Origin of the sequence: Mycobacterium pseudokansasii (assembly GCF_900566075.1) — a bacterium.
Lineage (GTDB): Bacteria > Actinomycetota > Actinomycetes > Mycobacteriales > Mycobacteriaceae > Mycobacterium > Mycobacterium pseudokansasii.
In genome coordinates this window covers 5,976,973-6,003,320 of the sequence record NZ_UPHU01000001.1, presented here as the reverse complement: position 1 = coordinate 6,003,320, position 26,348 = coordinate 5,976,973, and the positions used below count along the sequence as shown (strand labels likewise).

24 protein-coding genes and 1 pseudogene are annotated in these 26,348 nt (G+C 67.1%); 19 read left to right on the top strand and 6 right to left on the bottom strand.

All coding sequences use genetic code 11. The features are described from left to right. Positions 1–65 precede the first annotated feature (65 nt). Positions 66–989 (top strand): annotated as a pseudogene (locus EET10_RS27155) (hypothetical protein). Here EET10_RS27155 and EET10_RS27150 read toward each other — a convergent pair. After that, positions 910–1,626 (bottom strand): type 1 glutamine amidotransferase, encoded by a 717-nt coding sequence (locus EET10_RS27150; RefSeq protein WP_036405580.1) that lies wholly within the window; start codon positions 1,624–1,626, stop codon positions 910–912. The pseudogene EET10_RS27155 and the gene EET10_RS27150 sit on opposite strands and share 80 nt — an antisense overlap. Then, complete coding sequence (locus EET10_RS27145; protein WP_036405578.1) at positions 1,619–2,860, bottom strand: Mur ligase family protein; 1,242 nt, start codon at positions 2,858–2,860, stop codon at positions 1,619–1,621. Before EET10_RS27145 ends, EET10_RS27150 begins: the two co-directional genes overlap by 8 nt. Before the next feature lie 156 nt (positions 2,861–3,016). On the opposite strand from EET10_RS27145, the gene EET10_RS27135 reads away from it, so the two are divergent. Beyond that, positions 3,017–4,006 carry a DEDDh family exonuclease gene (locus tag EET10_RS27135; protein WP_036405576.1) on the top strand — a complete coding sequence of 330 codons (990 nt, stop codon included), beginning with the start codon at positions 3,017–3,019 and terminating at the stop codon, positions 4,004–4,006. A 35-nt stretch (positions 4,007–4,041) separates the two neighbouring features. Further along, positions 4,042–4,446 carry a hypothetical protein gene (locus tag EET10_RS27130; RefSeq protein WP_122502667.1) on the top strand — a complete coding sequence of 135 codons (405 nt, stop codon included), beginning with the start codon at positions 4,042–4,044 and terminating at the stop codon, positions 4,444–4,446. Here EET10_RS27130 and EET10_RS31395 read toward each other — a convergent pair. Then, positions 4,434–4,640: a hypothetical protein gene (locus EET10_RS31395; protein ID WP_246013703.1), complete on the bottom strand. Its 207-nt coding sequence runs from the start codon at positions 4,638–4,640 to the stop codon at positions 4,434–4,436. The genes EET10_RS27130 and EET10_RS31395 overlap by 13 nt on opposite strands. A gap of 30 nt (positions 4,641–4,670) precedes the next feature. Between EET10_RS31395 and EET10_RS31390 the strand changes: the two genes are divergently transcribed. Then, on the top strand, positions 4,671–5,018 hold the full coding sequence (locus EET10_RS31390; RefSeq protein WP_281280103.1) for a hypothetical protein: 348 nt from the start codon (positions 4,671–4,673) through the stop codon (positions 5,016–5,018). 226 nt (positions 5,019–5,244) lie between these two features. Here EET10_RS31390 and leuA read toward each other — a convergent pair whose 3' ends face one another. Continuing rightward, a complete protein-coding gene (gene leuA, locus EET10_RS27120; protein ID WP_122502666.1) occupies positions 5,245–7,086 on the bottom strand; it encodes a 2-isopropylmalate synthase in 1,842 nt (613 codons plus the stop codon). Positions 7,087–7,541: 455 nt separating this feature from the next. Here leuA and EET10_RS27115 point away from each other — a divergent pair, with 455 nt between their 5' ends. The 12 genes from EET10_RS27115 (at position 7,542) to egtE (ending at position 20,127) form a co-directional block, all read left to right on the top strand. Continuing rightward, positions 7,542–8,807: an aspartate kinase gene (locus tag EET10_RS27115; RefSeq protein WP_036405570.1), complete on the top strand. Its 1,266-nt coding sequence runs from the start codon at positions 7,542–7,544 to the stop codon at positions 8,805–8,807. A gap of 10 nt (positions 8,808–8,817) precedes the next feature. Next, positions 8,818–9,864 (top strand): aspartate-semialdehyde dehydrogenase, encoded by a 1,047-nt coding sequence (locus tag EET10_RS27110; RefSeq protein WP_099188574.1) that lies wholly within the window; start codon positions 8,818–8,820, stop codon positions 9,862–9,864. A 1-nt stretch (position 9,865) separates the two neighbouring features. Then, the gene (locus EET10_RS27105; protein ID WP_122502665.1) at positions 9,866–11,023 is read left to right on the top strand and encodes a DUF4185 domain-containing protein; all 1,158 of its coding nucleotides are present in this window, start codon (positions 9,866–9,868) and stop codon (positions 11,021–11,023) included. A 252-nt stretch (positions 11,024–11,275) separates the two neighbouring features. Beyond that, positions 11,276–11,632 carry a hypothetical protein gene (locus tag EET10_RS27100; RefSeq protein ID WP_122502664.1) on the top strand — a complete coding sequence of 119 codons (357 nt, stop codon included), beginning with the start codon at positions 11,276–11,278 and terminating at the stop codon, positions 11,630–11,632. A gap of 120 nt (positions 11,633–11,752) precedes the next feature. Next, on the top strand, positions 11,753–12,256 hold the full coding sequence (locus tag EET10_RS27095) for a hypothetical protein (protein WP_122502663.1): 504 nt from the start codon (positions 11,753–11,755) through the stop codon (positions 12,254–12,256). Between the two features lie 212 nt (positions 12,257–12,468). Then, positions 12,469–13,926 carry a catalase gene (locus EET10_RS27090; RefSeq protein ID WP_036405565.1) on the top strand — a complete coding sequence of 486 codons (1,458 nt, stop codon included), beginning with the start codon at positions 12,469–12,471 and terminating at the stop codon, positions 13,924–13,926. Then, positions 13,913–14,605: a sensor domain-containing protein gene (locus EET10_RS27085; RefSeq protein WP_122502662.1), complete on the top strand. Its 693-nt coding sequence runs from the start codon at positions 13,913–13,915 to the stop codon at positions 14,603–14,605. Before EET10_RS27090 ends, EET10_RS27085 begins: the two co-directional genes overlap by 14 nt. A 132-nt stretch (positions 14,606–14,737) precedes the next feature. Continuing rightward, positions 14,738–16,027, top strand: coding sequence for an ergothioneine biosynthesis glutamate--cysteine ligase EgtA (egtA, locus tag EET10_RS27080; RefSeq protein WP_036405562.1), 1,290 nt, complete (start codon positions 14,738–14,740; stop codon positions 16,025–16,027). Beyond that, entirely contained in the window at positions 16,024–17,331 is a 1,308-nt protein-coding gene (gene egtB / locus EET10_RS27075) for an ergothioneine biosynthesis protein EgtB (protein WP_063468648.1), read from the top strand. Before egtA ends, egtB begins: the two co-directional genes overlap by 4 nt. Then, entirely contained in the window at positions 17,331–18,029 is a 699-nt protein-coding gene (gene egtC / locus EET10_RS27070) for an ergothioneine biosynthesis protein EgtC (protein WP_036405558.1), read from the top strand. Before egtB ends, egtC begins: the two co-directional genes overlap by 1 nt. Beyond that, positions 18,029–18,994, top strand: coding sequence for an L-histidine N(alpha)-methyltransferase (gene egtD / locus EET10_RS27065; protein ID WP_036405556.1), 966 nt, complete (start codon positions 18,029–18,031; stop codon positions 18,992–18,994). Before egtC ends, egtD begins: the two co-directional genes overlap by 1 nt. Beyond that, the gene (gene egtE / locus EET10_RS27060; RefSeq protein ID WP_122502661.1) at positions 18,991–20,127 is read left to right on the top strand and encodes an ergothioneine biosynthesis PLP-dependent enzyme EgtE; all 1,137 of its coding nucleotides are present in this window, start codon (positions 18,991–18,993) and stop codon (positions 20,125–20,127) included. The genes egtD and egtE overlap by 4 nt, the downstream gene beginning before the upstream one ends. Before the next feature lie 12 nt (positions 20,128–20,139). Here egtE and EET10_RS27055 read toward each other — a convergent pair whose 3' ends face one another. Both EET10_RS27055 and EET10_RS27050 read right to left on the bottom strand, forming a co-directional pair. After that, entirely contained in the window at positions 20,140–20,832 is a 693-nt protein-coding gene (locus tag EET10_RS27055) for a class I SAM-dependent methyltransferase (protein WP_036405649.1), read from the bottom strand. Positions 20,833–20,842: 10 nt separating this feature from the next. After that, positions 20,843–22,327, bottom strand: a complete 1,485-nt coding sequence (locus EET10_RS27050) for a glutamate-cysteine ligase family protein (RefSeq protein WP_036405553.1) — start codon at positions 22,325–22,327, stop codon at positions 20,843–20,845. A gap of 126 nt (positions 22,328–22,453) precedes the next feature. On the opposite strand from EET10_RS27050, the gene glpK reads away from it, so the two are divergent. From glpK to EET10_RS27035, 3 genes are all read left to right on the top strand, one after another. Beyond that, positions 22,454–23,980, top strand: a complete 1,527-nt coding sequence (glpK, locus tag EET10_RS27045) for a glycerol kinase GlpK (RefSeq protein WP_122502868.1) — start codon at positions 22,454–22,456, stop codon at positions 23,978–23,980. 162 nt (positions 23,981–24,142) lie between these two features. Then, positions 24,143–24,568 (top strand): hypothetical protein, encoded by a 426-nt coding sequence (locus EET10_RS27040; RefSeq protein WP_036405551.1) that lies wholly within the window; start codon positions 24,143–24,145, stop codon positions 24,566–24,568. Between the two features lie 349 nt (positions 24,569–24,917). Beyond that, complete coding sequence (locus EET10_RS27035) at positions 24,918–26,180, top strand: PPE family protein (RefSeq protein ID WP_036405549.1); 1,263 nt, start codon at positions 24,918–24,920, stop codon at positions 26,178–26,180. The last annotated feature ends 168 nt before the right edge of the window (positions 26,181–26,348 follow it).

Genomic DNA, 26,348 nt, shown 5'->3' with positions numbered 1-26,348 from the left:
CGCACTTTCTCTGCAGATTTTCAGGCTCGGTGAGTTGTCGGTCCCCGCTGCCAACATCTCGAGCCATGACGGCGGTTTTCCTCGGCAGCGAAGCTGTCTCCTCCGGGAAAGTGACCCGGCATGAGCTGTAACGGTGGTACCGGCCGGTGTATCCAGGTGTCTACGCCCCGCGGCAGCACAACCTGACACTGCGCGACCGGACTATCGGGGCATGGTTATGGTCGGGACGCCGAGCGGTCATCGCCGGTGTGGCCGCGTCCGCATTGCACGGTGCGCAATGGATCGACGACGACGCCGCCATCGAGGTGGTCTGGTGCAATACCAGGCCGCCGCGGGGGCTCGTCGCTCGCGACGAAGTCCTCGCCGATGACGAGGTCACCCGGGTATCGGGTCTGCCGGTGACCACGTTGGCGCGGACGGCGTATGACCTCGGTAGGCATCTGCCACGCGGGCAGGCGGTGGCGCGCCTCGACGCACTCCTGCGAGCGACGCCGTTCTCAACCGCAGATGTGCTCCTATTGGCCAGGCGCTATCCAGGTGCGCGTGGTGTCCGCCGACTGCGGGCGGTGCTGCCCGTCGTCGACGCGGGCGCGGCGTCCCCGAGGGAGACCTGGCTGCGGCTCTTGCTGATCGATGCCGGATTTCCCACGCCCAGCACGCAGATACCGGTGCAGAAAGATTGGCGGCTGATCGCGATGCTGGATATGGGCTGGGAGAAATACCAGGTGGCGGCTGAATATGACGGTGACCAGCACCGCACCGATCGCCGGCGGTATGCGCACGACCAACGGCGACTGCGCACGCTGGCGCAGCTGGGTTGGCTGATCATCCGGGTGATCGCCGAAGACAGATCCGAAGAGGTAATCGCCCGGGTGCGCAACGCCCTGCTGACCAGAGGGTGGTGCAGCCCTAAGCGCGCAGCCGCTCGCGGCGTAGCAGGTCCACCTCGGGGAGCTCCAGCGGCGACAGCTCACCTACGACCTCGCTGAGCAACAGGTCGGCAAGCTCGGGGTTGCGGGCCAGGCAGGGCCCGTGCATATATGTCGCGACCACACTGCCCTGAACCGCGCCGTCGAAGCCGTCACCGGCTCGGTTGCCCGCACCCTTGACCACCGCCCCCAACGGCGACGCCGCGGGACCCAGGACGGTACCGCCCCGGTGGTTTTCGAAACCGGTCAATGGCTGCGTCAAACCGGCCAGCAACGGCTTGCTGACCAGCTCGCCGATGGTGCGCCCCTGCTGCGGCGAGGTGGTGGCATCGAGCAGGCCCACACCGTCGACCCGTTCTCCCGAGGATGTCTCGTACCACTGGCCCAGCACCTGGACGGCCGCGCAGATCGCCAGCACCGGCGCACCGCGGGCTGCTGCGCGCTGCAGGCCCGGGTACTGCAGCAGGTGCCTGGTGGCCAGCCGCTGGGCATAGTCCTCCGCGCCGCCCAGCGTGTAGAGGTCCAGCGACTCCGGAACCGGATCGGCCAGCGTGATCTCGACGATCTCGGCGGCGATATCACGCATGCGCAGGCGTTGGCGCAGCACCACGGCGTTGCCGCCGTCGCCGTAGGTGCCCATCACGTCGGGCAGCACCAGGCCGATCCGCACTTTGGAAAAAGACCGGGCATCAGCCATGGCGCGCCAAGGCCCGTTGCAGCTGCAGAAACGCGGTGTAGTTGGCGACGACCTCGACCCGCCCGGGCGGGCAGGACGCGATGGCCGCGACGGTGTCGTGCACCAGGGTGTGCTCGACACCGGCGTATCCCAGACGCACGGCCAGGTCCGTGCCGCGTTCGCCGGCGGCTACCACCGGGGTTGTTTTGAAGGTTTCCGCGAAGTGCTCGAACCGCACGTCCCACAGCCACGACAGGTCCTCGCCGTCGGGAACCTGACCGTTGACCGCGATGACCACCCCTGCCGCGTGCTTGTCCACCATCGACAGCGCTTCCTGCCAGCCGGCCGGGTTCTTGGCCAGCAGGATCCGCGCTTCGTGCGCACCGGTGCGCACGGTTCGATAGCGTCCAGCAACCTCGTCGACCGTGCAGACGGCGGCGACCGCTTTCCGTGGATCGGCACCCAGCGCGACGGCGGCCGCGACGGCCTGGGCGGCATTGCCACGATTCACCGCACCCGGCAGCGCCAACCGCATCGGCAGTGCCAGCCCGTCGGGACCGTAGAGGGTGTGGTCGTCGAACCACCACTGCGGGCAGGGCCGCTTGAAGTCGGCGCCGGTGCTGTACCAGTGGCCGTGCTCGCGGACGATGACCTCGCCGCTGCGGGGGCAGCTCACCGAATCGTTGGACCAGGAGCCGCCCGCAGCCACCCACACCACGCGCGAGCTGTCGTAGGCCGCCGAGGTCATCAGCACGTCGTCGCAATTGGCGACGACGACGGCCTGCCGGTGCCGCGCCAGCCCGGCGCGCAGCGTGCGTTCGATCACGGTGATCTCACCGACGCGATCCAGCTGATCCCGCGACAAGTTCAGCAGGACGATGGCGGCGGGCTCCACGGCGTCGGACACGTGCGGCACGTGCATTTCGTCGACCTCCAGAGCCGCCAGCTTGGCGTGGCGATCCGCGGCCAGCGCGGCCACCAGTCCGGCGTCCATGTTGGCGCCCTCGGCGTTGGTGGCCACTGCGCCCAACGTGCCCAAAGCCGCGGCCGTCATCCGGGTTGTCGTCGACTTGCCGTTGGTCCCGGTGACGACCACGGTGCGACGGCCCGCGGCGAGTTGGCGCAGCACCGAGCGGTCCAGGGTCATCGCGACCAGGCCGCCGATCATCGCGCCGGCTCCGCGCCCGGTGACCCGCGATGCCCAGCGCGCGCTCGCCCCGGCGGCGAGGGCAAGGCGGGCCCGGGTGGTGATCACCCGGGTGAGTTTAAGGGCGATCGCTAGCTCGGTGCTTGTCGCCGGGCGCTGGGGTACCTCCCGCTTGCGGGGGTCGGGTCGCCCTCATGGTGGTTTCAGCGCGACACGATGCGCTGCGACGCCGCTGATGTCGGTCGTGCATGCCATTCTCATCCTGTGAGCCACACCTGGGGACGGCCGGCCAGCCACCCGCACGGGGGTTGGGCCGTCATCGACGTCGAGACTTCGGGCTTTCGCCCTGGTCAGGCCCGGATCATCAGCATCGCCGCGCTCGGCCTCGATGCCGACGGGCGGGTGGAGCAGTCCGTGGTCAGCCTGCTCAATCCGGGAGTGGACCCGGGCCCGACCCATGTCCACGGTCTGACCGCGGCCATGCTCGAAGACCAGCCGCAATTCGCCGACATTGTGGGTGAGGTGGTCGAGGTGCTACGCGGGCGCACCCTGGTGGCGCACAATGTCGCGTTCGACTACGCGTTCCTGGCCGCCGAAGCTGAACTCGCCGACGCCGAACTTCCCGTCGACACCGTCATGTGCACGGTCGAGCTGGCCCGCCGGCTCGAGCTCGGCATGGACAACCTGCGACTGGAGACGCTCGCGGCGCACTGGGGTATCACCCAGGAGCGCCCGCACGACGCGTTCGACGACGCGTTGGTGTTGACCGGGGTGCTGACGCCCGCTCTCGAGCGCGCCCGGGAACTGGATGTCTGGCTGCCGATACGTCCGGTGACCCGACGTCATTGGCCGAACGGGCGGGTGACTCACGACGAATTGCGCCCGCTGAAGGTGATGGCGTCCCGGATGCTCTGTCCGTATCTCAACCCGGGCCGCTACGTCGCCGGCCGGCCCCTGGTGCAGGGCATGCGGGTGGCGTTGGCCGCTGAGTTAGGGCGCACACACGAGGAGCTGGTCGAGCGGATCTTGTACGCCGGACTGGCTTACAGCGACGACGTGGATCGGGAGACCTCATTGGTGGTCTGCAACGAGACGGCTCCCGATCAGGGCAAGGGCTATCACGCCCTGCAATTGGGGGTACCGGTGGTATCCGACGCGCAGTTCATGGACTCTGTGGAATCCGTCGTCGGCGGCACCAGCATGGAGCAATTCACCGACCCCGGCCTTGTGGATGATCAGCTCGCCCTCTTCTGAATCTTGCTTGCACTACGGATGTAGTAGATCAAAGCGTGTACCGCCGGCACGGCTATTTCTTCCGGGAAGCCGCGATCCTGACGATTTCGCTCGGCGTCGCCTTACACCTGTACCGCGTGATCTTCGGAGACGAGACAGCGCTGCGCTACGTGGTGACGGTGACGACGGACCGAATCCTGCTGGTGCCGATGACGTATGCGGCCATCACCGGCATCCTGGTGTGGCACCGTGTCCGGTTCACCGGCAAACGGCATCGGCTGTTGTTCACCGCGTCGGTGGTCTACATCGCCGGCAGCGTGCCGCTACACGTCTACATGTCGTATGTGGTCAGGGACGTGTCGATCGTGACGTGGTTTCCAATGTGGTTCAGCTATCTGCTGCTGATCGCGGTGTATCCGGCGTTCCTGACCCTGTTCTGGCGGCTGCGCTACACCGACTGATGCCACCCAACCCGCAACGCCGCACCCGAATCCTCGATGCCGCCATCGACATCCTCGCCGACGTCGGAGTCGGCGGGCTCACACATCGACAGGTCGATGAGCGGGCGGGGTTGCCCGCAGGCACCACGTAGAACTACTTCCGCACGCGCCAGGCCCTGCTGGAAGCCGCGGCGTCGCGAACCGTCGACCTGCATTGGCAGCGCGTCGAGGCCCTGCGGGCCGCCGTGGGCTCCCTCGACCGTGACGGCGTCAAGGAGCTCTTGACGCGAATGCTTGCCCTGCCGGATGACAACGCGCGCTGTTACACGCTGGCGCGGTTCGAGCTGTTCATGGAGGGCACGCGTCGAGCTGAACTGCAGCCGTTCCTGACGCAGCTTCAGGCTGCCGCGGTGAAGTCTGCCACGCTCGTCTTGGAGGCGGCGGGCTTCAACCCGACGCCCGAACAAATGGACGAACTCAGCCGCCTGCTCAACGGCTATATGTTCAGCAGGCTGACGATTCCCGTTGACCTCAATGACGGCGACCCGGCTGCGCTGGTTGAACGACTGCTAAGCGCCTACTTCCAGGACTAGCTGCTACTGCGTTCGTGGCTTCTATCTGGGCGAGGCTTGATGGTCACGTCGCTTGTACAGCAGCCGCAGCGGCCTCAATGCGCAGCCCGAAAAACTCAGCGTTTCGGTCGACGCCAGTGGCTGAGCTCGTAGCCAGCCGCTGTTGGTTTGCGGTAGATGTCGTCTGCTCCGTCCGGCTTGAGACCGACGAGCCAGTATTGCGTCATTTCACGGCCGGGCACCTGGCCTAGCGCAACGCCCGGTTGACCGCCGAGACGACGGCCCGCAGCGACGCGGTGGTGATCGACGGGGCGATACCGACGCCCCACACCGTTTTACGCTCGGCGTCTGCGGCACCATCCGTCCTGCCCGCCACCGAAGCCTCGACATATGCCGCGGCCTGTGCATCGCCGCCCGCGCTCATCGCGTGCTCGGAATAGTCCAGGATGGCCACGTCGAAGCCGACGTGGCCGAGCGCGTCGACAAACGCCGCCAGTGGGCCGTTACCGCTGCCGCTGATCTCGGTCTCCACGCCGTCGATCTTGACGGTCGCGACAATGCTGGTGGTGCCACCGTCGTCGTCAGCGGCGTCGACATGTTGCTTGATGCGCTCCAGCGGCCGCACCGGGGCGAGGTATTCCTCGGCGAATACCTCCCACATCTCCTTCGGTGAGACCTCACCGCCCTCACCCGCCGTGCCCTCTGCGATCTGTTGGATCACGCGCGAGAACTCGATCTGCAGCCGCCGCGGCAGGACCAGGCCGTGGTCGGCCTTCATGATGTAGGCCACCCCGCCCTTGCCGGACTGCGAGTTGACCCGGATCACGGCTTCGTAGGTTCGGCCGACATCACGCGGGTCGATCGGCAGATACGGCACCTGCCACAGCATGTCCTCGACATCGGTGTCGGCGGCGTCGGCGTCGAACTTCATCGCGTCCAGGCCCTTGTTGATGGCGTCCTGGTGGCTGCCGGAGAACGCGGTGTAGACCAGGTCGCCGCCGTAGGGGTGCCGCTCGTGCACCGGCAGCTGGTTGCAGTACTCGACGGTTCGGCGGATGTCGTCGATGTTGGAGAAGTCGATCTGCGGGTCCACCCCGCGGGAGAACAGGTTGAGCCCCAGTGTCACCAGGCATACGTTGCCGGTGCGCTCGCCGTTGCCGAACAGGCAGCCCTCGATCCGGTCGGCCCCGGCCTGATAGCCCAATTCGGCTGCGGCGACGGCGGTTCCGCGGTCGTTGTGCGGATGCAGGCTCAGAATCACGGAGTCGCGACGCTCCAGGTTGCGGCTCATCCACTCGATCGAGTCGGCGTAGACGTTGGGCGTGGCCATCTCGACGGTGGCGGGCAAATTGAAGATGATCGGGTTGTCCGGCGTGGGTTGGATGACTTCGCCGACGGCGTCGCAGACCTCTTTGGCGTATTCCAGCTCGGTGCCGGTATAGGACTCCGGCGAATACTCGAAGCGCCACTGGGTGCCCGGATATTTGGCGGCCTCCTCAAGACACTTGCGGGCGCCGTCGGTCGCGATGGCCTGCACCGCGGCCCGGTCGGCTTTGAACACCACCCGGCGCTGCAGGATCGACGTCGAGTTGTAGAAGTGCACGATGGCCTTTGCGGCACCTTGGCACGCTTCGAAGGTGCGCTCGATCAGCTCCGGGCGGCACTGGGTCAGCACCTGGATGGTGACGTCGTCGGGAATGGCGCCCTGCTCGATGATCTCGCGGACGAAGTCGAAGTCGGTCTGGCTGGCTGACGGGAACCCGACTTCGATCTCCTTGTAGCCCATGCGGACCAGCAGGTCGAACATGCGGCGCTTGCGGGCCGGGCTCATCGGGTCGATCAGCGCCTGATTGCCGTCGCGCAGATCCACCGCGCACCACAGCGGCGCACCGGTGATGACGCGGTCGGGCCAACCGCGATCGGCGAGGCGGACGGGCTGGACTTCTTCGGCGAAGGGCCGGTACCGGTGGACCGGCATCGACGAGCCCCGCTGCGGATTCCACGACGGTTGGCCGGGACGCGGTGGGCCGGAAGGTTTGACGACGGTTCGGGCGGATCGATACGCGTCGGGTGTATCAGGATTGGTCACGGTAGTTGCTCCGGGGTTGTGAGAAGGAACCTCAGACCGGCGCGTCGCGAACGCCCGCGACGGGAAGCCGGTCTGGATCAGACCCCGTCGCGGCGTCCGAGGAGGAGCACCCGCTGCACGTTGTGCACTCTACCGCTATCGGCCTGCTCACCAAAACCGGCCGCGTTGACTGACGCCGAGTGTGTGCTGACGGCTTCGGGTGTGCGTTGTGGGCGGCGAAATTGCGAAAGTTCCGCCCCGAGTTCGCGCTGGAAACCATCGGTTCACACTCGACGCCGTGGCCTCACGCTCGACGCCGTGGGCTCACACTCGACGCCGTGGCCTCACGCTCGACGCCGTCGGCGCACGCTCGACAGGCCCGGGCCGCCCGCAGGCATCGCCCATAAAATCGAGATGCGCGTCCACGTATCCTGTTGTGGACTTAGACCCGGGCCAATCAAGACAGGAAAAGATCAGTGGCGCTCGTCGTGCAGAAGTACGGCGGATCCTCGGTAGCCGATGCCGAGCGGATTCGCCGGGTCGCCGAACGCATCGTCGCCACCAGGAAGCAGGGCAACGACGTGGTGGTCGTCGTCTCCGCGATGGGTGACACCACCGACGACCTGCTGGACCTGGCGCAGCAGGTGTGTCCGGTGCCGCCGCCGCGAGAACTCGACATGCTGCTGACCGCCGGTGAGCGCATCTCCAATGCGCTGGTGGCCATGGCGATCGAATCGCTGGGCGCCCAGGCCCGGTCGTTCACCGGTTCGCAGGCCGGGGTGATCACCACCGGCACCCACGGCAACGCCAAGATCATCGACGTCACCCCGGGGCGGGTGCGAGCCGCGCTCGACGAAGGCCGGATCGTTCTGGTCGCCGGATTCCAGGGCGTCAGCCAGGACACCCGCGATGTCACCACCCTGGGCCGCGGCGGCTCGGACACCACCGCGGTCGCCCTGGCGGCCGCGCTGGGCGCCGACGTCTGCGAGATCTACACCGACGTCGACGGCATCTTCACCGCCGACCCGCGGATCATGAACAACGCGCGCAAGCTGGACACGGTCACCTTCGAAGAGATGCTCGAGATGGCGGCCTGCGGCGCCAAGGTACTGATGCTGCGCTGTGTGGAATACGCCCGCCGCTACAACATTCCGGTGCATGTCCGCTCGTCGTATTCGGACAAGCCGGGCACCGTCGTCGTCGGATCGATCAAGGACGTACCTATGGAAGACCCCATCCTCACCGGAGTCGCGCACGACCGCAGCGAGGCCAAGGTGACCATCGTCGGGCTGCCCGACATCCCCGGATATGCGGCCAAGGTGTTCCGCGCCATCGCCGACGCCGAGGTGAACATCGACATGGTGTTGCAGAACGTCTCCAAGATCGAGGACGGCAAGACCGACATCACCTTCACCTGCTCGCGTGACGTCGGACCGACCGCGGTGGCCAAGCTGGACTCGCTCAAAGACGAGATCGGCTTCTCCCAGGTGCTCTACGACGACCACATCGGCAAACTGTCGCTGATCGGGGCGGGCATGCGCAGCCATCCGGGGGTGACGGCGACGTTCTGTGAGGCGCTGGCCGCGGTCGGGGTGAACATCGACCTGATCTCGACGTCGGAGATCCGGATCTCGGTGCTGTGCCGCGACACCGAACTGGACAAGGCGGTGGTCGCGCTGCACGAGGCGTTCGGCCTCGGCGGCGACGAGGAGGCGACGGTGTATGCGGGGACGGGACGTTAGCGTGGCGGCAATTGGCGTTTCAATAGGCGTAGTGGGTGCCACCGGTCAGGTGGGCCAGGTGATGCGCACGCTGCTCGACGAGCGTGACTTCCCGGCTGAATCCGTACGATTCTTCGCGTCGGCCCGCTCCCAGGGCCGCAAGCTGGCGTTCCGCGGCCAGGAGATCGAGGTCGAAGACGCCACGACGGCGGACCCACGTGGGCTGGACATCGCCCTGTTCTCCGCTGGCGCGGCGATGTCGCGGGTGCAGGCGCCGCGGTTCGCCGCCGCTGGTGTGACGGTGATCGACAATTCGTCGGCGTGGCGCAAAGACCCCGAGGTGCCATTGGTGGTGTCGGAGGTCAACTTCGAGCGGGACGTGCGCGGGGCCGGGCCCCTCAAGAAGGGCATTATCGCCAACCCCAACTGCACCACCATGGCGGCGATGCCGGTGCTCAAGGTGTTGCACGACGAGGCCCAGCTGGTCCGTGTGGTGGCCTCCACCTATCAAGCGGTCTCCGGCAGCGGCCTGGCCGGGGTGGCCGAGCTGGCAGCCCAGGCGCGTGCGGTGATCAACGACGCCGAGCAGCTGGTGCACGACGGTGCTGCCGTGGATTTCCCGGCGCCGCAGAAGTACGTCGCGCCGATCGCGTTCAACGTGGTGCCGCTGGCCGGGTCGCTGGTGGACGACGGCTCCGGGGAGACCGACGAGGACCAGAAGCTGCGGTTCGAGAGCCGCAAGATCCTGGGTATTCCCGACCTGGCGGTCAGCGGGACCTGCGTGCGGGTGCCGGTGTTCACCGGGCACTGCTTGTCGATCAACGCCGAGTTCGTCCGGCCGCTCTCGCCCGATCGGGCTCGTGAGCTGCTCGACGGCGCGCCCGGTGTGAAGGTGGTCGACGTGCCGACGCCGCTGGCAGCCGCCGGTGTGGACGAGTCGCTCGTTGGCCGCATCCGGCAGGACCCCGGGGTACCGGACGGGCGCGGCCTGGCTCTGTTCGTCGCGGGGGACAACCTGCGCAAGGGAGCGGCGCTGAACACCATCCAGATCGCCGAACTGCTGGCCGCCGACTTGTGACATGCGGGTGAGCTCCGCCTGGGTCGCGCGGTGCTCGCTACTGGTCGCAACTTTCCTTGTCCCGCAATGGTTTTGGGTTGCACGCGCCGACCCCGCGGCGCCGGTGCCCGAGCCGATCCTGCCGCCGCTGGCCCCCGGTCAGGTGCTGCGGATCGGTCCGACTGCCGGCACCGGAACTCCCACCGGTGAGTACGGCATCGGGGCCACCGACTTGTGCGACTTCATCGAATTTCCCAGCCGGGTGCTGCAGGTTTGCGGCGACAGCTTCGCCGGCCAAGGTGTCGGGTTCGGCGGCTGGTACTCGCCCATCGCCCTGCATGTTGACACCGCGTCGGTCGACGACCCCGCCGGGGTGCGCTACACCGGCGTGACCGGCGTAAGTCAGCCGCTGCTCGCCGACCCGACGCCACCGGGGGATTCGCAGCTGCCTGCCGGGGTGGTGCAGATCAACCGGCGCAACTATCTGATGGTGACCACGACCAAAGACCTGGTGCCGCAGAATACGCGGCTGGTGGTGGCCGAACCGGCGCGCGGCGGCTGGCAGACCGTTCCGGGGTCTCGGCGTGATGCGTCCTACCAGCGCTGGGGACAGACACAGATCAGCGGGTACTACGACCCGATCCCTACCCCGGAGTCGGCCAGCGGGTGGGTGTACATCGTGGCCAACAGCTTCACCCGCTGGCTGCCCGTGGTGCTGTACCGGGCGACGCCGGAAGCGTTCACCGACCGGTCGCGGTGGCAGGGCTGGGCCGCCGGGCCCGGCGGTGGCTGGAACAAGCCGCCGACCCCACTATGGCCCGACCAGGTCGGCGAGATGAGCATCCGGCAGATCGAGGGCAAGACGGTGCTGTCGTATTTCAATGCCAGTAACGGCGACATGGAGGTCCGGGTGGCCGACGACCCGATGTCGCTCGGTGCCGCTCCGGTGACCACCGTGGTGCAACACGAGGAGGAATGGCCCGAGCCGGCGGAAAGCCTGCCGCCGCCCGACGACAATCGGCTGGCGCAGCCGTATGGCGGATACATCTCGCCCGGGTCCACGCTCGATGAGCTGCGGATATTCGTCAGCCAGTGGAATAACGCCGACCCACGTGCGCGGGCGCCGTATCGGGTGATCCAGTTCGCGGTCAACCCGTTCAAGCCTGGGTGGGAGCCCTAGCGACCTAGGTGCCGCCGGTGCCTGCTTCGCCGCCGGTGCCTGCTTCGCCGGCTTTGCCCTACGACACGGCCCGACTCCCTACGTCGCTATGGTGTAGCGCTCATGGTTCGTGTCGGCCAACCGTGCCTAATAGGGACTTTGTCCGCTCAGGGGCCTCCAAGAGGCCTCACGGGTGCCATCCGATCGGCCCGGGAGGGCTCACAGCTACTACATAAGTTGCGCATAGCCCCCACCACTGTTTGCCCCGGCATCATGCGTCTCATGACCGAAACACCTGAAATTCCGACAGCGCCGACGTCGACCGCCGTAGCACCACCACCGCCGGCGGTACCCCATCAGACCCCCAAGGTCTTCAAAGCCGCGGCGTGGGTGGCCATCGTCGCCGGAATCGTGTTCATCGTCGCGGTGATCTTCTTCACCGGCTTCCGGCTCGGCATGCAAAGCGGTCACAGCGGCTACGGCCACCACCGCCACCACAAGCCCCACGCGATGATGCACCGGATGGGAGGTCCCAATGGTGGCGTCCCGGCGGTGAGCCCGAGCACCGGTCCCGGCGGTCCGGCGCAGGTGCCGTCCTCGGTTGCGCCGGCCACCACACCTGGTCGTTAGAAACTTCGACACCGGGCCCGGTGCTCACTCGAGCACCGGGCCTCATGAATTTGTGATCAATCCGGAGTCGTATTGCCGTAACCCTTTGCGGTTGCCGCGGGGCTGAGCAATATTCGAGTGATGAGCGAAACACCTGAGCCCGCACCCCCACCGCCCCCACCACCCCCACCGTCCCCACCGCCGGCCGTAGCCGCCGCTGCACCACCGCCCCCGCCGAGGGAAAAGCCGCCGAGGCTGTACCAGGCCGCAGCGTGGGTGGTGATCGTTGCCGGCGGCATCTTCATCGCCTGGTCGATCTTTGTCGCCGGCGCCCTGGTTTTCGGATACGGCAAGTGTCATCACCACCGCCACCACCATCACGGCATGTTCATGCCGGCCGGTCCGGGTGGCCCCGGCCCGGGGCAGGGATGGCAGTTCGGATTCCCCGGACCCCCGCCTCCCGGCATGGGTCCCGGCATGGGCCCGGGCATGGGTCCCGGCATGGGCCCGGGCATGGGCCCCGGGTTCCCCGGTGGTCCGGGCGGCCCGGGTGGTCCGGGTGGTCCGGGTGCCGGCCAGATGGGTCCCGGGGCACCGCAGACGCCCAGCAGCCCCAGCCCCACGACGGCGCCGTCGCGGCCATAACTGCTTCGGCGAAGAAGCGCATACTGGATCATGTGACCAACGTGGCACGGGACAACCGGCCCGGCGTCCCGTCGCGGGATGCCGGGCCGTGCTGTAACAGGCCGAAAGTCGTTCGCGCCCAGCATGATCCGGTTTAGTGCCGTCGCCAAACGCATTACCGTGCAACCCAATAAGTTTCGTTGAACCAGCCCAGTCGACGAGGAGACACCGATATGACGGAGCGTTACACCACCACCGACGCGGGCAGTCCCGCCCCTAGCGATGACCAGTCGCTGACCGTCGGACCCGACGGCCCCATCCTGTTGCAGGACCACTATCTGATCGAGCAGATGGCGATGTTCAACCGGGAACGCATCCCGGAACGTCAGCCGCACGCCAAAGGCGGCGGCGCGTTCGGCCACTTCGAAGTGACCAACGATGTCAGCGCGTACACCAGAGCCGCGGTGTTCCAGCCGGGTGCCAAAACCGAGACACTGATCCGGTTTTCCACCGTCGCGGGCGAGCGCGGCAGCCCGGACACCTGGCGGGATCCACGCGGTTTCGCGGTGAAGTTCTACACGTCGGAGGGCAACTTCGACATGGTCGGCAACAACACCCCGATCTTCTTCATCCGCGATCCACTGAAGTTCCAGCACTTCATCCGCTCCCAAAAGCGCCGTGCGGCAAACAACCTACGCGACCACAACATGCAGTGGGACTTCTGGACGCTCTCACCCGAGTCGGCGCATCAGGTGACCTGGCTGATGGGGGATCGCGGCATTCCGAAGACCTGGCGGCACATGAACGGTTACGGAAGCCACACCTACAGCTGGATCAACGACGCCGGCGAAATCTTTTGGGTGAAGTACCATTTCATCACCGACCAGGGCATCGACTTCCTGACGCAGGAGGACGCCGACCGGCTGGCCGGTGAAGACGCCGACTACCACCAACGGGATCTCTACGACGCGATCGAGCGGGGCGAATTCCCCAGCTGGACACTCAAGATGCAGATTATGCCGTTCGAGGACGCCAAGGCCTACCGGTTCAACCCCTTCGATCTGACCAAAGTGTGGCCGCATCGCGACTATCCCCTGATCGACGTCGGCAAACTGACGTTGGACCGCAACGTTACCGACTATCACACCGAGATGGAGCAGGCGGCATTCGAACCCAATAACACCGTGCCCGGCACCGGATTGAGCCCGGACAAGATGCTGCTGGCGCGCGGGTTCTCCTACTCCGATGCACACCGGGCCCGACTGGGCACCAATTACAGGCAGATACCGGTCAATTCACCGAAGGTGGAGGTCAACAGCTACTCCAAGGACGGTGCGATGCGGATCAAGAACATCACCGATCCGGTCTATGCGCCCAACTCTTACGGCGGCCCGCAGGCTGATCCGGCACGCGCCGCCGAGGTGCGCTGGATGGCCGACGGCCAGATGGTGCGTGCCGCATACACTTTGCGTTCCGACGACGCCGACTGGGGACAGGCCGGTGCCCTGGTCCGCGACGTGCTCGACGACGCGGCCCGGGAACGCTTGGCCAACAACGTCATTGGGCATGCCTCCAAAGGTGTGCAGGAGCCGGTGCTGTCACGGGTGTTCGAGTACTGGCGCAACGTGGACCCCGATCTGGGCAAGAAGGTGGAAGAAGGCGTGCGGGCCCGGCTTCATGGCAAGGCCTGACCGGATGCGATTCGCGGTGCTGAGCCTGGTCCTCGCGGGCTGGGCAGCGGCCTGGACAGCCGCTACTACAGCTGCCATGGCTCCGGTTGCGCTGGCTCACCCGTCAGAGCCGGGGGTGGTGAACTACGCCGTCCTGGGCAGGGGATCGGTCGGCAATATCGTCGGCGCGCCGATGGGCTGGGAGTCGGTGTTCACCCAGCCGTTCCAGGCGTATGCGGTCGACCTACCGGTGTGCAACAACTGGGCCGACATCGGGCTGCCCGAGGTGTACGACGACCCCGACCTGGCGTCGTTCAACGGGGCGATCACCCAGACCTCTGCCACCGACCAGACCCACTACGTCAAGCAGGCGGTGGGAGTGTTCGCCACCAACGACGCCGCAGGCCGGGCGTTTCACCGGGTCGTGGACCGAACTGTGGGCTGCTCGGGGCAAACCACCGCGATGCACCTGGATAACGGGACTACGCAGGTGTGGTCGTTCGACGGCGATCCGCCGGCCGTCACCCCCAATTCGTCGGCGGCGTGGACCAAACAGGAAGCCGGCACCGACCGGCGCTGCTTCGATCAAACCAGGCTGCGCGAAAATGTGTTGGTGCAAGCCAAGGTCTGTCAGTCCGGCAACGGCGGTCCCGCGGTCAACGTCCTGGCCGGGGCAATGCAGAACCTGCTGGGCCAGTAACCACCCGCAACTGTGGGTACTCATCTGACCCGTGACTGAAAAGCGGGCGGGAATATGTCGGGGCGCTCTGGAAGATGAGATGGTGGCGGCTATCGTTCTCGATAGCTGCGCAGGCCCCGGAGGAATCGTGATATGACGTTTGCCCCCAGCACTGCCGCGGCAGCGCAGCTGGACAGCGCCGGTGACAGCGATCGCGAGATCGCCTCGTTGGAAGCCGCGGGGGAGTACGTGGCCGACGGTTGCCTCGTCGACGGCCCGCTCGGGCGGGTCGGGCTGGAGCTGGAAGCGCACTGTTATGACCCAGCGGATCCGTTTCGCCGGCCAGGCTGGGACGAGATCGGCGACGTTCTGGGCTGGGTGGGCCCGCTGCCCGGCGGCAGCGCGGTCAGCGTCGAACCCGGCGGCGCGGTGGAACTGTCGGGTCCGCCGTGCGACGGAGTGTTGGCGGCCATCGAAGCGATGAACCGCGACCAGGCCGTGCTGCGCCCGGCCTTCGCCGATGCCGGTCTGGGCCTGGTGTTTCTCGGTGCCGACCCGCTGCGGCCGACGAAGCGGATCAACCCGGGCCCGCGTTATCGGGCCATGGAACAGTTCTTCGCCGCCAGCGACTCCGGATCAGCCGGCGCGGCGATGATGACGGCGACCGCCTCCATACAGGTCAATGTCGATGCCGGGCCGCAGGCCGATTGGGCGGCGCGGGTGCGGCTGGCCCACGCCTTGGGGCCGACGATGATCGCGATCGCCGCCAATTCCCCGATGCTCGGTGGCGAGTTCTCCGGTTGGCGGTCCACCCGGCAGCGGGTGTGGGGCCAGATGGATGCTGCGCGGTGCGGGCCGATCCTGGGCGCCAGCGGGGACGACCCCGCCACCGACTGGGCGCGTTACGCCCTGAAGGCGCCGGTGATGCTGGTGCACAACCCCGACGCCGTGGCGGTGACTCACTACGTGCCCTTCGCCGATTGGGCCAACGGCACGGTGTTGCTGGGTGACCGCCGCCCGACCACCGCCGACCTGGACTATCACCTGACCACGCTGTTCCCGCCGGTACGTCCCCGGCAATGGCTGGAGATCCGTTACCTGGACAGCGTGCCCGACGCGTTCTGGCCCGCTCTGGCATTCACGGTGGTGACCCTGCTCGATGACCCGGCGGCGGCCGAGCTGGCCGCGGAGGCCGTCGAACCCGTCGCCACCGCCTGGGACACCGCTGCCCGCGTCGGCCTGGAAGACCGGCGGCTCTACGCGGCGGCCAACCGATGTGTGACCGTCGCCGCCGAGCGGGCGCCGACGCAGATCGCCGACGCCATGCAGGTGTTGATCGCCAATGTCGAGCAGGGCCGCTGCTGCGGTGACGACTTCGCCGACCGGGTCGTCGAATCGGGGATCGCGCCGGCGGTAGCGCGGTTGGCGCGAGGGGAAGCGTGACCACACGGGAAAGACTGGCCCAGGATCTGGAGCGGGCCCGGACGCTGACGTTGCGCCTGGTCGATTTCGACGACGCGGAGCTGTGCCGCCAATACGACCCGCTGATGAGCCCGCTGGTGTGGGACTTGGCGCACATCGGTCAGCAGGAGGAGTTGTGGCTGCTGCGCGGCGGCAACCCGGATCGCCCCGGGATGCTGCCGCCGGCGGTCGAGGGCCTCTACGACGCATTCCGGCACGCGCGCGCGAGCCGGGTCGAGCTGCCGTTGCTGTCCCCGGACCAGGCGCGAACCTTCTGTCGCACCGTCCGGGCCGCGGCCCTGGACGCACTGGACGCCCTACCCGACGCTGCAGACGACCGGCCCGACGAAGCCGGCTTTGCCTTCGGCATGGTGGCCAGCCACGAATACCAGCACACCGAGACCATGCTGCAGGCGTTGAACCTGCGCCCCGGCGCGCCGCTGCTGCGGGAGTCCTCCGTGCTGCCAGTCGGCCGGCCGGGCGTGGCCGGGACGTCGGTGCTGGTACCGGGCGGGCCGTTCGTGCTGGGTGTGGACGCCGAGGCCGAGCCGTACTCGCTGGACAACGAACGCCCGGCCCACGTCGTCGACGTGCCGGCCTTCCGGATCGGCAGGGTTCCGGTCACCAACGGCGAATGGCGACAGTTCGTCGACGACGGCGGCTACACCCAATCGCGGTGGTGGTCCGATCGCGGCTGGCAATACCGGTTGAGCGCCGGCCTGACCGCCCCGCAGTTCTGGGGCACCGACGGGCGAACCCGGACCCGGTTCGGCTACTGCGAAGACCTTCCGCCCGACGAGCCGGTGCAGCATGTCACCTACTTCGAAGCCGAGGCCTACGCGGCCTGGGCCGGCGCCCGGCTGCCCACCGAGGTGGAGTGGGAGAAGGCGTGCGCATGGGATCCGGTCACCCAGTCTCGGCGCCGCTACCCGTGGGGCGCGCAGCAGCCGTCGGACGGGCACGCCAACCTCGGTGCCGCGGCGCTGCGCCCGGCGCCGGTGGGCGCCTACCCGGCCGGCGCGTCGGCGTATGGGGCCGAGCAGCTGCTCGGCGATGTCTGGGAGTGGACCAGCTCGCCGCTGCGGCCCTGGCCGGGATTCGTCCCGATGATCTACGACCGGTACTCCCAACCGTTCTTCGAGGGCGACTACCGGGTGCTGCGTGGCGGATCCTGGGCCGTCGAGCCGGCCATCCTGCGGCCCAGCTTCCGCAACTGGGATCACCCGTACCGCCGGCAGATCTTCTCCGGCGTGCGGCTGGCCTGGGACGTTGAGGGCCCGGGCTGATGTGCCGTCATCTGGGCTGGCTGGGCACCGAGGTGACCCTGTCCGCGCTGGTGCTGGAGCCGCCGCGGAGCCTGCTGGTGCAGTCTTATGCGCCGCGCCGGCAAAAGCATGGCCTGATGAATGCCGACGGTTGGGGCGTCGGCTTTTTCGACGCGGGGGTTCCGCGGCGGTGGCGCAGCGCATCGCCGTTGTGGGGTGACACGTCGTTCGCGTCGGTCGCGCCGGCGGTGCGCAGCCACTGCGTGGTGGCTGCGGTCCGCTCGGCGACCGTCGGGATGCCGATCGAGATCAGCGCCACCGCACCGTTTACCGATGGAGAGTGGCTGCTGTCGCACAACGGTGTCGTCGACCGCGCCGTGCTGCCGCTGCCCTCGTCGGCCGAATCCGTCTGCGACAGCGCGATATTGGCCGCCACCATCTTCGGGCGCGGATTGGACGAACTGGCCGGCACCATCGCCGAGATCGGTGCCGCCGACCCGCTAGCCCGACTTAACATAGTGGCCGCCAACGGATCTCGGTTACTGGCCACGACCTGGAACGAGACGCTGTCCATGCTGCGCCGCCCCGACGGGGTGGTGCTGGCCAGCGAACCCTATGACGACGACGCCGATTGGGCGGACGTGCCGGACCGCCACCTGGTGGAGGTCACCGCCGAAGGGGTCACGTTGACCGCCTTGGACGCCACGAAAGGACCTTGATGACGCTGTCGCTATCCAACCACCTGTCCGAGGACTCGGCCTACCTCGCCTTGTGCCGAGACGTGTTCGACGGACTGCAGATGACTCCAAAGTCGTTGCCCCCCAAGTGGTTCTATGATTCGGTGGGCAGCGATCTGTTCGACCAGATCACCAGGTTGCCGGAGTACTACCCGACGCGCGCCGAGGCCGGTATCCTGCGAGCCCACTCGGCCGGCATCGCCGCCGCCAGCGGGGCCGACACCCTGGTCGAACTCGGCAGCGGCACCTCGGAAAAGACCCGGATGTTGTTGAACGCGTTGCGCGATCGCGGTTCGCTGCAAAGATTCGTGCCGTTCGACGTCGACGCCGGCGTCCTGTCGGCGGCCGCGAACGCTATCAAGAGCGAGTACCAGGGCATCGAAATACACGCTGTGTGTGGTGATTTCGAGGAACACCTGGCCGAGATTCCCGACGGCGGCCGACGATTGTTCGTGTTCCTCGGCTCGACGATCGGCAACCTGACACCCGGCCCGCGGGCGGAATTCCTGGCGACCCTGGCCGCGGTGATGCAGCCTGGCGACAGCCTCCTTTTGGGCACCGACCTGGTCAAGGACCCCGAGCGGCTGGTGCGGGCCTACGACGACGCCGCCGGGGTGACCGCCCGGTTCAACCGCAACGTCCTTGCGGTGATCAACCGCGAGCTGGATGCCGATTTCGAGCTCGACGCCTACCGGCACATCGCCCGCTGGAACACCGCCGAGGAACGGATCGAGATGTGGCTTCAGGCCGATCGCGGGCAACGGGTGCGGGTGGGCGCGCTCGAGCTGACTGTCGTATTCGCACCCGGTGAGGCGATGCTGACCGAGGTGTCGTGCAAGTTCCGGCCGGACGGCGTCGCGGCCGAGCTGGTCGCGGCGGGGCTGCGTCGCACCCGGTGGTGGACCGACGACGCCGGCGATTTCGGCTTGTCGCTGGCCGTGAAGTGAGCACCCTGGCGAAGCGGTGGCGGGCGGCTCGCCCGCCGGTCGCGGGGCTGCACCTGGACAGCGCCGCCTGCTCGCGGCAAAGCTTCGCGGTCTTGAACGCCACCGCCCGGCATGCGCTGCACGAGGCCGAGGTCGGCGGGTATGTCGCCGCCGACGCCGCCACCGCCGTGCTTGACGCGGGACGGGCTGCCGTGGCGACGCTGTGCGGCATGCCCGACGCCGAGGTGGTGTTGACCACCGGCTCGCTGCACGCGCTGGACCTGCTGCTGGGCAGCTGGCCGGGCGCCCACGGCACCCTGGCCTGCCTGCCCGGAGAATACGGCCCCAACCTGGCCCTGATGGCCGCCCACGGGTTTGAAGTGCGGTTCTTGCCGACCCTCGACGACGGCCGGCTGGCGCTGGACGATGCGGCGTTCGACCTGGAGGAGGATCCGCCCGATCTGGTGCATCTGACCCCGGTGGGCAGCCATCGCGGCACCGTGCAACCACTGGCGATGATGGTCAGGCTCTGCCGCGAGTTGCGGCTGCCGGTGGTCGTCGACGCCGCTCAGGCGCTGGGCCAGGTGGACTGCGCGGTGGGCGCCGACGTCGCCTATTCGTCGTCGCGCAAATGGCTCGCCGGGCCGCGCGGTGTCGGAGTGCTGGCCGTGCGCTCGGAGTTGATGGAACGGCTGACTCCGCGGCTGCCGCTGCCGGAGTGGGCCCCGGCGCTGTCGGTGGCGCAGCGCCTGCAGCTTGGTGAGGCCAATGTGGCGGCGCGCGTGGGCTTTTCAGTAGCGGTCGGCGAACACCTGAGTTACGGGCCGGAATTGATCAGGGCGCGCCTGGCCGAGCTCGGCGGCATCGCCCGGACCCTGCTGGCAGACGTTGACGGCTGGGTGGTGGTCGAAGCGGTCGACGAACCCAGCGCAATCACCACGCTAGCCGCGGTCGACGGCTCCGATCCGGCGGCAGTGCGAGCCTGGCTGCTCGCGGAGCGGGGAATCGTGACGACCTGCGCCGATGTGGGGCGAGCGCCGCAGGAACTGACGGCGTCGGTGCTGCGGATCTCACCGCATGTGGACACCACGGCCGACGACCTGCAGGCCTTTGCCGAGGCGCTGATCGCTGCCACCGCGGCGACTTCGGTCTAGGCCGCGTACGGGTCAGCCGGCCTTGTGCGCGCTCAGCAGATAGGCCGGCAACATCATCCGGCCCTTCCCGTCGCGCGGGTGCGGCGGCATTTCGAACGGGGCTCCGGCGGGAACCTGCGGCACATTGGCATGGATGAACGCGGGCCGGATCTCGTCGATCTCCCAGTATTTGCTCACCGCGTCCCGCAACTCGTCCTCGTCGACCTCGTTGGGCCTGGCTTCGAATTCGGCCGGGAACGCCCCCTTGGCGAACACCAGCACGTAATAACTGGCGCCCGGCGCCGCCGCGCGATGTACCGCGCTCAGGTAGCCGTCGCGACCCTCGACCGGCAGCGAATGAAACAGCGTCGAGTCCACCACGGTGGCGAAGCGGCCCTCGGAGCCGGGCGGATAGCCGGCGAAGTCGGTGATGTCGGCCTGCACGAAGCTGGCGGTGCTCAGCCCCCGCTCCCGGGCGGCTTTGGTGGCTGCCGCGACGGCGGTGGGCGTGAGGTCGATGCCCACCACGGTGTAGCCGGCCGCTGCCAGCGCCAGCGACAATTCGGCGAACCCGCATCCGGCGTCGAGCACATCGCTGCGGACCTTCCCGGCCGCGATCAACGCCGCCAATTCCGGCTGCGGCTCACCGATATTCCACGGCGGCGGGCCCTCGAACACGCCCTGCTCCCGATATGCGCCGTCCCAGTCCATTACCTCAGAAGTCATGGTTCCCAACCTACTCACCCCAGGTGTGCACCGCCTCGTTGGCGTGCATGTGCTCGCAGTAGCGGCGCAGCATCTCGGCCAATGCCGCGCGCCGGTTCATCCCGCCGTCCTCCAGCCCGCGCACGGTGGCGACTTGCCAGGTGGCGCCGTTGCGGCCGACGCTGGCCCGGCCCTCGATGACACCCAGGAACCGGTCGCGCACCTCGGCGTCGACACCCCAGCGCCGCAGTCCGTCGTGAGCCATCGGCAGCAACGTCCTCAACACCAACTCCCGCGTCGTCACCTCACCCAGGCCCGGCCAGTGCATGGGTGCGTCGATGCCGTACCGGGCGGCTGCGAAGAAATTCGCTTGCGCCGCAGCGAAACTCATTGTGGTCCAGGGTGGCTGCTCGGCTTCGGCCAGGCTGCGCAGCGCGCCGTAATAGAACGCCGAATTGGCAAGCATGTCCAGGACGGTCGGTCCGGCCGGCAGCACCCGGTTCTCCAGCCGCAGGTGCGGCCGTCCTTCCCCGGCCACGGCCGAGACGTCGTACACCGGCCGGTTCCACCGGTAGACCGTGCCGTTGTGCAAGCGCAATTCGGCCAGCTGCGGGACCCGTCCGGCCGCGAGCTCGGCGACCGGATCCTCGTCGGACACCTCCGGCAGCAGCGACGGGAAGTAGCGGACGTTCTCGGTGAACAGGTCCAGGATGGAGCCGATCCACCGCTCGCCGAACCACACCCGCGGCCGCACGCCCTGGGACTTCAGTTCCTCGGGCCGGGTGTCGGTGGATTGGGCGAACAGTTCGATCCGGGTTTCCGACCAGAGCTGGTGGCCGAAGAAGTAGGGGGAGTTGGCGCCCAGCGCAAGCTGCGGGCCGGCCAGCACCTGAGCCGCGTTCCAGTGGGCGGCGAAATCGGCAGGAGCCAGCTGCAGATGCAATTGCATACTGGTGCATGCTGATTCGGGCGCAATCGAGGCGGCCTGCCAGCTCAACGGCTCCGGGCCGGAGATATTGATCGGGATGTCCTCGCCGCGGGCGTCGAAGATCGATTCGTTGAGCGCGACGTAGCGGGTGGATTCGCTCATCCAGCCCTCGGTCAGATGCTCGGGCATCAGCGTGGGCAGGATGCCGATCATCACGATGTGGGTGCCGTCGGAACCGGCCTTTCGTTCGGCGTCGTTGAGGCTGGCCCGCACGTCGGCCTCCAAATCCAGGCCGGAACGCCCGGACAGCAGTCGCGGTGGCACGTTGAATTCGATGTTGTAGGCGCCTAATTCGGTCTGGTAGGCCGGATCGCCGATCGCGTCCAGTACAGACCGATTCGACATGGCGGGCTGGTAGTCGCCGTCGACAAGGTTGCATTCGATTTCCATCCCGGTGAGCGGCAGGTCGGAATCGAAGCTGCACTGGGAAAGCATCGTCTCGAAGACGTCAAGACAGATCTGCACCTTGCGCCGGTATTCCCGCCGGTGTGTGCGGTCATACGTGGTGCGCTTGACCTCTTCGCCCACAACGCCGATGCAACCGGTTTAGCGCCCGCCGCGCAAGTGCGACCCGGGTAGGCGTCGATGCTTACCCTTTGGTGGCCCATCATGGACGATTAACCCGAGTGTTCGACGTCACGTTTAGGAGTGCAGTTGGCCGAGTTCTCAGAGTTCGTAGCCGCCATCGATCAGGGCACCACCAGCACCCGCTGCATGATCTTCGATCACCGGGGCGCCGAGGTGGCCCGTCACCAGCTCGAGCACGAGCAGATCCTGCCCCGCGCCGGGTGGGTCGAGCACAATCCGGTGGAGATCTGGGAGCGCACCGCCTCGGTGCTGATGTCGGTGCTCAACGCGGCGGATCTTTCGTCCAAAGACATTGCGGCGCTGGGGATTACCAATCAACGAGAGACGACGCTGGTGTGGAACAAGCGCACCGGCCGGCCGTACTACAACGCGATCGTCTGGCAGGACACCCGCACCGACCGGATCGCGGCGGCGCTGCAGCGCGACGGCCGCGGTGAGGTGATCCGCCGCAAGGCGGGGTTGCCGCCGGCAACCTACTTCTCCGGCGGGAAGTTGCAGTGGATCCTGGACAACGTCGACGGGGTGCGCGACGCCGCCGAACGCGGCGACGCTTTGTTCGGGACCCCGGACACCTGGGTGTTGTGGAATCTGACCGGAGGGCCGCGCGGCGGGGCGCACGTCACCGACGTGACCAACGCCAGCCGGACCATGCTGATGAACTTGGAGACGCTGGACTGGGACGACGAACTGCTGTCGTTCTTCTCCATCCCGCGCGCGATGCTGCCGGCCATCGAGGCGTCGTCGCCGCTGCAGCCGTACGGCGTCACTCTGGAGACCGGGCCGGTGGGCGGCGAGGTGCCGATCACCGGCGTGCTCGGCGACCAGCACGCGGCCATGGTCGGTCAGGTGTGCCTGGACGTGGGAGAGGCCAAAAACACCTACGGCACCGGCAATTTCCTGCTGCTCAACACCGGCGAAACGATTGTGCGATCGCAGAACGGCCTGCTGACCACCGTGTGCTACCAGTTCGGCGATGCCAAACCCGTTTACGCCCTTGAAGGTTCCATCGCGGTCACCGGTTCGGCGGTGCAGTGGCTACGAGATCAGCTCGGCATCATCAGCGGTGCCGCGCAGAGTGAGTCGCTGGCTCGTCAGGTTCCCGACAACGGCGGGGTGTATTTTGTGCCGGCGTTCTCCGGATTGTTCGCTCCCTATTGGCGATCCGATGCGCGTGGCGCGATCGTCGGCCTGTCGCGGTTCAACACCAATGCGCATCTGGCCCGTGCAACGCTGGAAGCGATCTGTTACCAGAGCCGCGACGTGGTCGACGCCATGGAAGCCGATTCCGGTGTGCGCCTTGAGGTTTTGAAGGTCGACGGCGGCATCACCAGCAACGACTTGTGCATGCAGATCCAGGCCGACGTGCTGGGCGTTGATGTGGTGCGGCCGGTGGTCGCCGAAACCACCGCGCTGGGCGCGGCCTATGCCGCGGGCTTGGCGGTTGGCTTTTGGTCGGATCCGTCTGACCTGCGAGCCAATTGGCAAGAGGACAAGCGCTGGACGCCCCAGTGGACCGACGAGCAGCGCGCCGCCGGATACGCGGGATGGCGCAAGGCGGTGCAGCGGGCCCTGGATTGGGTCGACGTGCCGTGAGACTTAAGGCGGCAGGTATACACTTTCGGCTTGGCCCGCTGGGTGCCATCGTTGCGGCTAGGACAGCAGCAGACTACAAAGCCCTGATCGGTGCTAGTCGGTAGGTACAGCCGACGGCCCGGTCACGGCTGGGACAGCGACTTCCGAGGTCCAAGGAGAAGCGTGACTGCAACCAAGACACTCGGCGCATCCGAGACCGTCGACCATTCACTTCATCTGATCATCAATGCAATCGAGACCAACCCGCACAGACCGGGCGCAGACGTCGACGTGACACTGTACCTGCCCTGGGGAGCTGTGAGGGGCAACATCGAGCCGTGCTGGTACTTCGACCAGAAACTTCTCGGCTACCTCCAAACGGTCGGCGTCGACCACAATCAACAGGCCCCGACCGACGGCACCTGCCCAAATTGCCCAAATGGGGGTACGTCGCACGTGTACGTGCACTTGTCTCAGGTTACGGTTACCTTTCACCGAAATGGCGGTGAAGTCGACCTGCATGATCAGCTTCGCGTGCGGCTGGCCGACGTCACCTCCTGGACCTTCGGTCGTGGCGAGGCTGTGGCGAGGCTAAGGCCCGCTGATTAGCTGGTGAGCGGGGTCGGTAATCCCAATCGTGGGTTCCGCGGCTGAAACTTCGGATTCCGCACCGAGTCACATTTGATGGAGCGGCGTCTTTTCGTTCGTCAGCAGCGATCTCAGACCCTCGCGATTTTGGGGCGCTCCTTCAAATCCCAACATTAACCCACGCTAGCCCCGGCGAGATAAAAACGATCCGCGTAAGGTGGTACCGATGTCGGTCGTGACCATTCAGTCGGGGTGCGAGGCCGCGTTTGTTTCATGACAGGTTCGTGACCATCCTGGCGACCAGTGCCGATTTGTATGCCGCGATTGAAGCCACCTACATGGTTGCAACCAGCTAAGGAGATTGACGGCAATGGATTTCGGACTTTTATGTCCGGAGGTTAATTCAGGCCGAATGTATGCCGGTCCCGGGCCGGAATCGATGCTGGCCGCCGCGGCGGCCTGGGACGTCTTGGCGGTCGAGTTGAGTGCTGTGGCTGTTTCGTATGGATCAGTGGTGTCGGCGCTGATCCTTGAGCCGTGGATGGGTTCGGCGGCAGCGGCGATGGCGGCCGCGGCAACACCGTATGTGGGATGGCTGGCTGCTACGGCGGCGCAGGTGAAGGAGACCGCTTCCCAGGCCAAGATGGCGGCGGCGGCTTTTGCGACGGCGTTCGCGATGACGGTGCCGCCGCCCCTCATCGCAGCAAACCGGAGCCGGTTGATGTCGCTGGTCGCGGCTAACGTTCTGGGGCAAAATAGCCCGGCGATTGCGGCCACCCAGGCCGAGTACGCCGAAATGTGGGCCCAGGATGCCGCCGCGATGTATAGCTATCAGGCGGCGTCGGCGTCGGCGGCCGCGTTGACGCCATTCACCGAACCGAGCAACGCACCGACCCGGCCGGGCCGCACGGCCGAAGCCGCGGCAGTCGCCCAAGCCACCGGTGCGGCGGCGACGAATACACCGACCACTCTGGCCAAACTATTCCCCGGCGCCCTGGGGGATAGCTTGTCGGCGTTGACCACGGCAGCTGATCCGCTGACGTCTGGGCTGTTGGGTATCGCGACAAGCCTCAACCCGCAGCTCACAACTGCTGCCGCCGTGACAATCCCAACCCCGATAGGGGAATTGGATGTGATCGCGCTCTACATCGCGGCCGTCGCGACCAGCAGTATGGCCCTGTCATTGACGAACACCCTCAGACCCTGGAGCTACTACGGCGCCGACGGGCATGGCGGCGGGTCAAACCCGACTCACGGCGGTGCCGTTGGTTCGACGAGAAGTGAGAATGCAACAGGCTGGGGTCCGTTCGGTGGCACCGCATCGGTAACCGTGGGTGTCGGCCACGCGGCATTGGTCGGGTCATTGTCGGTGCCGCACGGCTGGACCATGGCTGCCCCGGAGATCCAGCTTGCCGTTGAGGCGATGCGCAGCACCGGCGCCAGCTCCGGCGTGGACGCGATTGCCCTCAACGGGATGCCAGCGGGCCTGCTCAGCGGGATGGCGCTGGCGAGTTGGGCCGCACGTGGCACGATAGGCGGTGGTGGCAGCCGAAGCAGTACCACGGCTGCCCAACAACAGGATGGCCGCGAGCCCCCGGTGGTTGTGATTAGAGAGCATGATCGGACGCGGTGAGCTGGTCCACGGCAGACTCACTCACCGACAGCACGCCACTCATCGGTGCCCTATCCTGCTGACCGCCGCGCAGTCAGAAACCCAGCGCCGGCCAAACAAAAATTCCCTGGCGACCAAGGATCGCTCGTTCAACGGGGAGTATCCACTGCCTCACCCGGATCCGCGACC

Bases quoted from the DNA above. Each gene is read 5' to 3' on its own strand.
- EET10_RS31395 (WP_246013703.1), bottom strand. From the start codon at position 4,640: ATGCAGGTCGACGGTTCGCGACGCCGCGGCTTCCAGCAGGGCCTGGCG.
- EET10_RS27035 (WP_036405549.1), top strand. From the start codon at position 24,918: ATGGATTTCGGACTTTTATGTCCGGAGGTTAATTCAGGCCGAATGTAT.
- EET10_RS27085 (WP_122502662.1), top strand. From the start codon at position 13,913: ATGGCAAGGCCTGACCGGATGCGATTCGCGGTGCTGAGCCTGGTCCTC.
- EET10_RS27095 (WP_122502663.1), top strand. From the start codon at position 11,753: ATGAGCGAAACACCTGAGCCCGCACCCCCACCGCCCCCACCACCCCCA.
- egtD (WP_036405556.1), top strand. From the start codon at position 18,029: ATGACGCTGTCGCTATCCAACCACCTGTCCGAGGACTCGGCCTACCTC.
- EET10_RS27100 (WP_122502664.1), top strand. From the start codon at position 11,276: ATGCGTCTCATGACCGAAACACCTGAAATTCCGACAGCGCCGACGTCG.
- EET10_RS27055 (WP_036405649.1), bottom strand. From the start codon at position 20,832: ATGACTTCTGAGGTAATGGACTGGGACGGCGCATATCGGGAGCAGGGC.
- EET10_RS27105 (WP_122502665.1), top strand. From the start codon at position 9,866: ATGCGGGTGAGCTCCGCCTGGGTCGCGCGGTGCTCGCTACTGGTCGCA.
- egtA (WP_036405562.1), top strand. From the start codon at position 14,738: ATGACGTTTGCCCCCAGCACTGCCGCGGCAGCGCAGCTGGACAGCGCC.
- EET10_RS27090 (WP_036405565.1), top strand. From the start codon at position 12,469: ATGACGGAGCGTTACACCACCACCGACGCGGGCAGTCCCGCCCCTAGC.
- egtC (WP_036405558.1), top strand. From the start codon at position 17,331: ATGTGCCGTCATCTGGGCTGGCTGGGCACCGAGGTGACCCTGTCCGCG.
- EET10_RS27150 (WP_036405580.1), bottom strand. From the start codon at position 1,626: ATGGCTGATGCCCGGTCTTTTTCCAAAGTGCGGATCGGCCTGGTGCTG.